The following is a 10,290-nucleotide window of genomic DNA, read 5'->3' on the forward strand; positions in this document are numbered from 1 at the left end:
GGTCACCGGCTCGAAGATGGTCCGCTACGAGGACGCCGACCTCACCCGCGTCCAGGACTGACCCGCCCCACCGACCCTCCACCCCCGGGCACGGCTGTCGCCGAGCCCCCACAGCGGGACACACCACCCGCACGCCGAGCCCCCAGATGTCGGGCACGACACCCGCCGAGTCCCCACCCGTCGGGCATGGCTCCCGCCCAGTCCCCAATCCGGTCGCAGTTCCCCAGGCTTTTGCTTGGGGAACTGCGACCGGATTGGGGACTCGGCGCACGTGGGGCACCCGGCCGTGCCGGTCGGCGGAGCGCCCGGCACGGCGATCACGCGCGGCGAGCCGCTCCCTCCCGTGGGCGGTGTTCAACTTTGTGCCGGGATCTTCCCGCGGGTGTCAGGCACTGAGGACAGGAGCGGCGCTCACCTCGCTCCCCGCGGGGTCGATGTCCTCACCCGCTGTCGAGGAGGTGCCGCAGGGTCAGGGCGTTGCGCACGGCGTGGCCGTGGCCGTCGTTGTTGAAGTAGGCGTAGACCTCGTGCCCGGCGCGGTCCCACTCGCGGATCCGCTCCGCCCACCACGCCAGGTCCGCGTCCGAGTAGGACCCGGCGTACAGGTGCTGGTGGTCCGGACCGTGGAAGCGGACGTAGACCACCGGGGCGGTGGCCTCCAGGACGCAGGGCAGCCCGGCCCCGCTCATGACGCAGTACGCCGCGCCGTGCCGGCGCAGCAGCGCGAACACCTCCGGGTGCACCCAGCTGTCGTGGCGGAACTCCACGACCACCTGGATCCAGTCCGGCAGCGCGGCCAGGAACCAGTCCAGCCGCGCGTCGTCGCGGGCGTGGGTGGGGGCGAGCTGGACCAGGAGCACGCCCCGCCGGTCCCGCAGCTCGTGCCAGGAGGCGGCGATGCGCCGCGCCCACGTCTCCGGGGCGTAGAGCCGCTTGGCGTGCGTCAGGCCGCGGGGCGCCTTCACCGACATCCGGAAGCCCGGCGGCAGGCGCCGGTTCCAGCCGGCGAAGGTGCTCTCGCGCGGCCACCGGTAGAAGCTCGCGTTGAGCTCCACGGTGGAGAAGACCTCGGCGTAGCGCGCCAGGCGCCCGGCCCGGGGCGTGCCGGGCGGATAGAGGACGTGCTCCCAGTGGTCGTAGCTCCACCCGGAGGTGCCGATGTGCCAGCCCATCCGCCCACGCTATCCCGGCGTCGCGCCCGGCCCCGCCGCGTCGTCGTCGCGCCCGTCCCCGGGGGCCGGCGCGACGACGACCGGCTCGGTCACCAGCGGGGGTGGACGCTCTCGCGGAAGTAGGCGTCGTAGATCCGGCGCACTCCCTCGTCGAGGTCGCGGCCCAGGGACCCGGTGTCCGCGGCCGAGGCGTTGGCGCGGGCCTGCTCCACGCTGCGCGCCCCCGGGATCACCGTGCTGACGCCGTCCTGGGCGATCACCCAGGCGAGGGCGGCCTGGGCGGTGGGGGTGCCCTCCGGCAGCAGCTCGGAGAACTCCCGGACCGCCTCGAGGCCGCGCTCGAAGTCGACCCCGGAGAACGTCTCGCCGACGTCGAAGGCACTGCCGGTGCGGTTGTAGTTGCGGTGGTCGTCCTCCGCGAACCGGGTGTCCTTCGTGTACTTCCCGGAGAGCAGGCCCGAGGCCAGCGGCACGCGGGCGATGATCCCGACGCCGGCCTCCCGTGCCGCCGGCAGCACGGCGTCCAGCGGCTTGAGCCGGAAGGCGTTGAGGATGATCTGCACCGTGGCGGTGTTCCCGCGCGCGATCGCCGCCAGGGCCTCGTCGGTGCGCTCCACGCTCACGCCGTAGTGGCGGATCGCGCCCTCCTCCACGAGGGTGTCCAGCGCGTCGTAGACCTCCTGGTCGCTGTAGACCGGGGTGGGCGGGCAGTGCAGCTGGACCAGGTCGAGGGTGTCGGTGCCCAGGTTCCGGCGCGAGCGGTCCACCCACTGCCGGAAGTGGGTCAGGACGTAGTTCTCGGGGACCTGGTCCACACGCCGGCCCATCTTCGTGGCCACGGTGACGTCCAGCTCCGGGTGCTCCTGCAGGAACGCCCCGATCGTCTGCTCGCTGCGCCCGTCGCCGTAGACGTCGGCGGTGTCGAAGAAGTCCACCCCGGACTCCACGGCCGCCTCCAGGACGGCGGTGGCCTCGGCCGGGTCGACCTCGCCCCAGTCGGCGCCCAGCTGCCAGGTGCCCAGGCCCACGGTGGAGACGGTCCGTCCGGTTCTGCCCAGTGTGCGGTGTTCCATGCGTCGTGTCGTCCGTTCCGCGTTCGGTGGGGGTCCCCCGGCTGCGCGGGGGACGGCGCCCCGCCGATCGGGTGGCACCGGGGTCCACCATGCGGTGCGGCGGCCTCCGCGCGCAAGCATCCGCGCCGCGACCGCCCTGTGAGGAGCCCTCCGGGGGAGTCCCGGATGTGCCCGCCCGGGCCCGTGCAGTACCGTTTCGGCCATGATCGACGAGGACGGCGCGCGGGCCGCGCGCCCTCAGCGCGCCCCCAACATCCGGGACGTGGCACGGGCGGCCGGGGTCTCCCACCAGACGGTCTCCCGGGTGCTCAACGGTCATCCGAACCTGCGGGACTCCACGCGCCGGCGCGTGCTCGAGGCCATGGAGGAGCTGCGCTTCCGGCCCAACCGGGCCGCGCGGGCCCTGGTCACCAGCGAGTCCCGGATCATCGGGGCCCTGGTCTCCTCGGGCGCCGAGTACGGGCCCACGGCGAGCCTGCAGGCGGTGCAGACCGCGGCCACCGAGGCCGGCTACGTGGTGGACACCGCGCACATCGACCACGCGGACCGCGCCTCCATCGAGGCGGCGCTCGGCCGGCTGATGGACCACGCCGTCGAGGGGCTGGTGCTGCTGGCCCCGCAGTCGGCCACCCTGGAGGTCATCGAGCAGCTCTCCATCCGGATCCCCTTCGTCACGGTGCACTCGCTGCGCGGCACGGACCACCGGATGTCGGTGGACCAGCTGGCCGGCGCCCGGCGGGCCACCCGGCACCTGCTCGAGCTGGGCCACCGGCGGGTGCTGCACGTGCCCGGCCCGGAGGGCTGGGTCGAGACCGACGCCCGGCGCCAGGGCTACCGCGAGGAGATGGCCGCCTGGGGGCTGGAGCCCGCCCTCGCCGCCGCGGGGGAGTGGACCGCGGAGTCCGGCTACCGCGTGGGCCTGGCCGTGCGCGAGCGCCGGGACTTCACCGGCGTGGTCTGCGGCAACGACCACATCGCGCTGGGGCTGGTGCACGCCTTCGCCGAGGCCGGCCTGCGGGTGCCCGAGGACATCAGCGTGGTCGGCTTCGACGACGTCCCCGAGTCGGCGCACTTCCTGCCGCCGCTGACGACCGTCCGGCAGGACTTCCCCGAGCTCGGCCGCCGCTGCGTGGCGGTGCTCTTGGCGGAGCTGCGCGGCGAGGAGCCCGTCCAGCCCGGGGACGTGGTGCCCGGGCTCGTGCTGCGCCGTTCCACGGCGCCGCCGCCCGCCTGACCCCGCACGAGGCCGTTACCAAACCGTTATGTGACACTGTGGTGCACCTCACTCCACGGCGGGGTACGTTGTCCCGGACATGCAGATGTGACCGTTCACATCCGGGTCCGGCGGCAAGCGACCGCCGGGTCCGGGGCGGACGGCTCGAGCGACAACGAGGTCTCCCGTGAGCCAGAGCAGCACCACCCCCACGTACGTCGTCGGCGTCGACTACGGCACCCTGTCCGGGCGCGCCGTGGTCGTGCGCGTGCAGGACGGTGCCGAGCTGGGCTCCGCGGTGCACGAGTACCGGCACGGCGTGATGGACACCGTGCTGGCCGCCACGGGCGCGCCCCTCCCGCCCGAGTGGGCCCTGCAGGTGCCCGCCGACTACGTCGAGGTGCTGCGCCAGGCGGTGCCCGCGGCGGTGCGCGCCGCCGGCGTGGACCCCGCCGCCGTGGTGGGCATCGGCACCGACTTCACCGCCTGCACCATGGTCCCCGTGGTGGCCGACGGCACGCCCCTCACCGAGCTGCCCGGGCTGGCGGACCGCCCCCACGCGTACGTGAAGCTGTGGCGCCACCACGCCGCCCAGGCCCAGGCCGACCGCATCAACGATCTCGCCGCCCGGCGGGGGGAGCGCTGGCTGCCCCGCTACGGCGGGCTGATCTCCAGCGAGTGGGAGTTCGCCAAGGGCCTGCAGCTGCTCGAGGAGGACCCGGAGCTCTACCACCGGATGGACCACTGGGTGGAGGCCGCGGACTGGATCGTGTGGCAGCTGACCGGCAGCTACGTGCGCAACGCCTGCTCGGCCGGCTACAAGGGCATCCTGCAGGACGGGCAGTACCCGGAGCGGGACTTCCTGGCCGCGCTGAACCCGGACTTCGCCGGCTTCGCCGAGGAGAAGGTCGACCACCCCGTGGGCGCCCTCGGCGCCGCGGCGGGCACGCTCAGCGCCGAGGCGGCCGCGTGGACGGGTCTTCCGGCCGGCATCGCGGTGGCCGTCGGCAACGTCGACGCCCACGTGTGCGCCCCGGCCGCCCGGGCCACCGACCCGGGGCAGATGGTCGCGATCATGGGCACCTCCACCTGCCACGTCATGAGCTCGGACACCCTGCGGGAGGTCCCCGGGATGTGCGGCGTGGTGGACGGGGGGATCATCGACGGGCTCTACGGCTACGAGGCCGGCCAGTCCGGGGTGGGGGACATCTTCGGCTGGTTCACCGCCCACTTCGTGCCCGGCGCCCTCCGCGAGGAGGCCGCCGCCCGCGGGCTCAGCGTGCACGAGCTGCTCACCGAGCAGGCCAGCCGCGAGCCGGTGGGCGCCCACGGGCTCCTGGCCCTGGACTGGCAGTCCGGCAACCGCTCGGTGCTCGTGGACCACGAGCTCTCCGGCCTGCTCGTGGGACTCACCCTCGCCACCCGCCCCCACGAGGTCTACCGGGCGCTGCTGGAGGCCACTGCGTTCGGCACCCGCACCATCGTCGAGACCTTCGCGGCCTCGGGGATCCCCGTCACCGAGTTCGTGGCGGCCGGCGGCCTGATCAAGAACGCGTTCCTGATGCAGATCTACGCGGACGTGCTGGGCATGCCGATCTCCGTCATCGGCAGCGACCAGGGTCCCGCCCTCGGCTCCGCGATCCACGCCGCCGTGGCCGCCGGCGCCTATCCCGACGTCCGGACCGCCGCCGGGGCGATGGGCCGGCTCGAGCACGCCGCCTACACCCCGGACCCCGCCCGCACCGAGGCCTACTCGGCGCTGTACGCCGAGTACACCGCGCTGCACGACCACTTCGGCCGCGGCGGCAGCGACGTCATGCGCCGGCTCAAGGCGCTGCGCCGCCACGCCCGATCCACCCAGGAGGTCTCCGCATGAACGCCCTGACGCCCGAGCTGGAGGAGCGCGTGGCCCGGACCCGGCGGGAGGTCGCGGACCTGCACGCCGAACTGGTGCGCTACGGCCTCGTGGTGTGGACCGCCGGCAACGTGTCCGGGCGGGTCCCCGGCACCGACCTCTTCGTCATCAAGCCCAGCGGCGTGAGCTACGACGAGCTCGGTCCCGAGAACCAGATCCTCTGCGACCTCGACGGCCGGCCCGTGCCCGGCACCCCGGGCGCGGAGCGCTCGCCCTCCAGCGACACCGCCGCCCACGCCTACGTGTACCGGCACATGCCCGAGGTCGGGGGAGTGGTGCACACCCACTCGCCCTACGCCACGGCGTGGGCCGCCCGCGGCGAGCCCGTCCCCTGCGTCCTCACGGCCATGGCGGACGAGTTCGGCGGGGAGATCCCCGTGGGGCCCTTCGCGATCATCGGCGACGACTCGATCGGGCGCGGCATCGTGGAGACCCTCTCCGGGCACCGCTCCCGCGCGGTGCTGATGCGCAACCACGGTCCCTTCACGATCGGCAAGGACGCCCGCGACGCGGTCAAGGCCGCCGCCATGCTCGAGGACGTCGCGCGCACCGTGCACCTGTCCCGCCAGCTGGGCGAGCCGCTGCCCATCGACCCCGGCCACGTCGACTCCCTGTTCGACCGGTACCAGAACGTCTACGGGCAGCAGCCCGCCACCGCCCCCTCGACCCCAGGAGCGCACTCCCTTGAGCCCTCTCAGCACCACTCTTGAGCCCTACGAGGTCTGGTTCCTCACCGGCAGCCAGGACCTCTACGGCGAGGAGACGCTCCGCCAGGTGGCCGAGCAGTCCCGCGCGATCGTCGGGATGCTCGACGACGCCGGACTGCCGGTGCGCGTGGTGTGGAAGCCCACCCTCAAGGACGCCGCCTCGATCCGCCGCACCGCGCTGGAGGCCAACGCCGAGGACCACGTGATCGGCGTGATCGCGTGGATGCACACCTTCAGCCCCGCCAAGATGTGGATCACCGGCCTGGACACGCTGCGCAAGCCGCTGCTGCACCTGCACACCCAGATCAACGTCGAGCTGCCCTGGGGCGAGATCGACTTCGACTTCATGAACCTCAACCAGGCCGCCCACGGGGACCGGGAGTTCGGCTACATCCAGACCCGGCTCGACGTCCCGCGCAAGACCGTGGTGGGCCACGCCTCGCACCCCGAGGTCACCGGGCAGATCGCCGCCTGGCAGCGCGCCTGCGCCGGCCGGGCCGCGGTCCAGGGACTGCGGATCGCCCGCTTCGGGGACAACATGCGCAACGTCGCCGTGACCGAGGGCGACAAGACGGAGGCCGAGCTGCGGTTCGGGGTCTCCGTGAACACCTGGGGGGTCAACGACCTCGTGGCCGTGGTGGACGCCCAGGCCGAGGACCGCGTGGACGAGCTCGTCGCCGAGTACGAGGAGCTCTACGACGTGGCCCCCGAGCTGCGCCGCGGCGGCGAGCGCCACGAGTCCCTGCGCTGCGGGGCCCGGCAGGAGCTGGGGCTGCTCCAGTTCCTCGAGGAGGGCGGCTTCGGCGCCTTCACCACGAACTTCGAGGACCTCGGCGGGCTGCGCCAGCTGCCGGGCCTGGCCGTGCAGCGGCTCATGGCTCGCGGCTACGGGTTCGGCGCGGAGGGGGACTGGAAGACGGCCCTGCTGGTGCGGGCCGCGAAGGTGATGGGCGCCGGGCTGCCCGGCGGCGCCTCCCTGATGGAGGACTACACCTACCACCTGGTCCCCGGCGAGGAGAAGATCCTCGGCGCCCACATGCTGGAGATCTGCCCGACCCTCACCACGGCTCGGCCCTCCCTCGAGGTGCACCCGCTGGGCATCGGCGGGAAGGAGGACCCGGTGCGCCTGGTGTTCGACACCGACGCCGGGCCGGGGGTGGTCGTGGCGATGTCCGACATGCGCGACCGGTTCCGGCTCACGGCCAACACCGTGGACGTCGTGCCCCCGGACGCCCCGCTGCCGCACCTGCCCGTGGCCCGGGCGGTGTGGCGCCCGCAGCCGGACCTGGCGACCTCGGCCGCCGCCTGGCTCACCGCCGGGGCCGCCCACCACACGGTGCTCAGCACCGCCGTGGGCGCGGACGTGATCCGCGACTTCGCGGAGATCACCGGCACCGAGCTGCTGCTCATCGACGACTCCACCACCCTGCGCGAGTTCCAGCGCGAGGTGCGCTGGAACGCCGCGTACTATCGCCTCGCCCAGACGCTCTGACCCGCTCCACCACGTACGCACCACCCCATTTCACGATCTCAGCACGGACCCATCACGGACTTCCGGCCACCGGGGACCGGACCGACGAAAGGCACGACCATGACCGCGAAGACCCACTTGCAGCGGACCCTCACCGGGGTGACCGCACTGACCCTCGTCCTGGGCCTCAGCGCCTGCGGCGGCAGCCGCGGCGCCGGCGCGGAGGAGGGCTCCAACGAGGGCGCCCGGATCGGGGTGGCCATGCCCACCCAGCAGTCCGAGCGCTGGATCGCCGACGGCGAGAACGTCAAGGCCCAGCTCGAGGAGCTCGGCTACGAGGTGGACCTCCAGTACGCCAACGACGACATCCCCACCCAGATCTCCCAGATCGAGAACATGATCAACGGCGGGGCGAAGGCCCTGGTGATCGCCTCGATCGACGGCACCACGCTCACCAGCGTGCTCGACACCGCGGAGTCCCAGGACATCCCCGTGATCGCCTACGACCGGCTCATCAACGAGTCCGACACGGTGGACTACTACACGACCTTCGACAACTACGAGGTGGGCGTGCAGCAGGGCACCTCGCTGCTCACCGGCCTGGGGATCCTCGACGAGAACGGCGAGCCGACCGGGGAGAAGGGCCCGTTCAACGTGGAGCTCTTCGCCGGCAGCCCCGACGACAACAACGCCACCTTCTTCTGGAACGGCGCCATGGACACCCTCAAGCCCTACCTGGACGACGGCACCCTCAACGTGCCCAGCGGGCAGACCGACTTCGAGCAGGCCGCCATCCTGCGCTGGCTGCCGGACACCGCCCAGGACCGCATGGAGGACCTCATCACCGTGGGCGGCGGCGAGCAGCTCGACGGGGTGCTCTCCCCCTACGACGGGCTGTCGATCGGGATCATCTCCGCGCTGCGCTCCGGCGGCTACGCCAAGGACGAGCTGCCGGTGGTCACCGGCCAGGACGCCGAGGTGGGCTCCGTGAAGTCCATCGTCAACGACGAGCAGTACTCCACGATCTTCAAGGACGTGCGCGAGCTCGGCGAGCGCGCGGTCGTGATGGTCGACTCCCTGATGAAGGGCGAGGAGCCGGAGGTCAACGACGAGGAGACCTACGACAACGGCGTGAAGGTCGTCCCCGCCTACCTGCTGGAATCCCAGATCGTCACGAAGGACAACTACCAGGAGGTCCTCGTGGACAGCGGCTACTACGAGGCCTCCGAGCTCGAGTAGGCGCCCCGGCCCGGCCGGGCGGCCCCTCCGCCCGGCCGGGCCGGCCGCACCGGCCCTCCACCACTCCAGCCCCAGACAAGGAGACCCGCATGAGCGAGCACGTGCTCGAGATGCGCCGGATCAGCAAGTCCTTCCCCGGCGTCAAGGCGCTGCAGGACGTCAACCTCGCCGTCGCCCGCGGTGAGGTGCATGCGATCTGCGGGGAGAACGGCGCCGGCAAGTCCACCCTCATGAAGGTGCTCTCCGGCGTCTACCCGCACGGCACCTACGAGGGCGACATCGTCCTGGACGGGCAGACCGTCTCCTTCCGCGACATCAAGGACAGCGAGCGCAGCGGCGTGGTGATCATCCACCAGGAGCTGGCGCTGTCCCCGTACCTGTCCGTGGCGGAGAACATCTTCCTGGGCAACGAGCGCGCCACCCGCGGGGTCATCGACTGGAACGAGACCAACGTGCGGGCCGCCGAGCTGCTCCGGCGCGTGGGCCTGGACCTGAACCCGGTCACCCGGGCCGGGGACATCGGGGTGGGCAAGCAGCAGCTCGTGGAGATCGCCAAGGCGCTGTCCAAGGACGTGAGGCTGCTGATCCTCGACGAGCCCACCGCCGCGCTCAACGACGAGGACTCCGCGCACCTGCTCGGCCTCGTCCGCGGGCTGCGGGAGGACGGGATCACCTGCATCATCATCAGCCACAAGCTCAACGAGATCCGGGCGATCGCGGACTCCGTGACCATCCTGCGCGACGGCCGGACCATCGAGACCCTCAGCCTGCACGACGGCTCGGTCACCGAGGACCGGATCATCAAGGGCATGGTCGGCCGCGAGCTCACCAACCGGTACCCGGAGCGGACCCCCGAGATCGGGGAGGAGGTGCTGCGCGTGGAGCACTGGACGGTGCACCACCCCCAGGAGCACTCCCGGGTCGTCGTGGACGACGCGCACCTGTCCGTGCGGGCCGGCGAGATCGTGGGGATCGCCGGGCTCATGGGCGCCGGGCGGACCGAGCTGGCGATGAGCATCTTCGGGCGCAGCTACGGGTCCGGCATCACCGGGACCCTGTACAAGAACGGCCGGGAGATCACCTGCCGGACCGTGCAGGAGGCCATCCGGCACGGGATCGCCTACGCCACGGAGGACCGCAAGCGCTACGGGCTCAACCTCATCGACGACATCAAGCGCAACATCTCCGCCGCCGCCCTGCCCAAGCTGGCCTCCGCGGGCTGGGTGGACGGCGGCCGCGAGACGCTGGTCGCCCAGGACTACCGGAAGAGCATGAACATCAAGGCGCCGTCCGTGGCGGCCGTCACCGGCAAGCTCTCCGGCGGCAACCAGCAGAAGGTCGTGCTGTCCAAGTGGATGTTCGCCGACCCGGACGTGCTGATCCTCGACGAGCCGACGCGCGGCATCGACGTGGGCGCGAAGTACGAGATCTACACGATCATCAACCAGCTGGCCGCGCAGGGCAAAGCCGTCCTCGTGATCTCCTCCGAGCTGCCGGAGC

Annotated in this window: 8 protein-coding genes; 6 read left to right on the forward strand and 2 right to left on the reverse strand. The window is 72.4% G+C overall.

All coding sequences use genetic code 11. The features are described 5' to 3' along the window. Nucleotides 1–440: 440 nt before the first annotated feature. Both GMA12_RS17015 and GMA12_RS17020 read right to left on the reverse strand, forming a co-directional pair. Nucleotides 441–1,172, reverse strand: coding sequence for a DUF72 domain-containing protein (locus GMA12_RS17015; RefSeq protein WP_156270697.1), 732 nt, complete (start codon nucleotides 1,170–1,172; stop codon nucleotides 441–443). An 89-nt stretch (nucleotides 1,173–1,261) separates the two neighbouring features. Beyond that, nucleotides 1,262–2,245 (reverse strand): aldo/keto reductase, encoded by a 984-nt coding sequence (locus tag GMA12_RS17020; RefSeq protein ID WP_156270698.1) that lies wholly within the window; start codon nucleotides 2,243–2,245, stop codon nucleotides 1,262–1,264. Nucleotides 2,246–2,447: 202 nt separating this feature from the next. On the opposite strand from GMA12_RS17020, the gene GMA12_RS17025 reads away from it, so the two are divergent. From GMA12_RS17025 to mmsA, 6 genes are all read left to right on the forward strand, one after another. Beyond that, nucleotides 2,448–3,479, forward strand: a complete 1,032-nt coding sequence (locus GMA12_RS17025) for a LacI family DNA-binding transcriptional regulator (protein ID WP_156270699.1) — start codon at nucleotides 2,448–2,450, stop codon at nucleotides 3,477–3,479. A gap of 166 nt (nucleotides 3,480–3,645) precedes the next feature. Next, the gene (gene araB, locus GMA12_RS17030; protein ID WP_162460003.1) at nucleotides 3,646–5,334 is read left to right on the forward strand and encodes a ribulokinase; all 1,689 of its coding nucleotides are present in this window, start codon (nucleotides 3,646–3,648) and stop codon (nucleotides 5,332–5,334) included. Next, nucleotides 5,331–6,083: an L-ribulose-5-phosphate 4-epimerase gene (locus GMA12_RS17035; protein ID WP_156270700.1), complete on the forward strand. Its 753-nt coding sequence runs from the start codon at nucleotides 5,331–5,333 to the stop codon at nucleotides 6,081–6,083. The genes araB and GMA12_RS17035 overlap by 4 nt, the downstream gene beginning before the upstream one ends. Then, a complete protein-coding gene (araA, locus tag GMA12_RS17040; RefSeq protein WP_156270701.1) occupies nucleotides 6,058–7,572 on the forward strand; it encodes an L-arabinose isomerase in 1,515 nt (504 codons plus the stop codon). Before GMA12_RS17035 ends, araA begins: the two co-directional genes overlap by 26 nt. Before the next feature lie 99 nt (nucleotides 7,573–7,671). After that, nucleotides 7,672–8,790, forward strand: a complete 1,119-nt coding sequence (gene chvE, locus GMA12_RS17045; RefSeq protein WP_156270702.1) for a multiple monosaccharide ABC transporter substrate-binding protein — start codon at nucleotides 7,672–7,674, stop codon at nucleotides 8,788–8,790. Nucleotides 8,791–8,879: 89 nt separating this feature from the next. Continuing rightward, a partial coding sequence (mmsA, locus tag GMA12_RS17050; RefSeq protein ID WP_240898935.1) for a multiple monosaccharide ABC transporter ATP-binding protein occupies nucleotides 8,880–10,290 on the forward strand: 1,411 nt, incomplete at its 3' end.

The organism is Kocuria sediminis (genome assembly GCF_009735315.1).
Classification (GTDB): Bacteria; Actinomycetota; Actinomycetes; order Actinomycetales; family Micrococcaceae; genus Kocuria; species Kocuria turfanensis.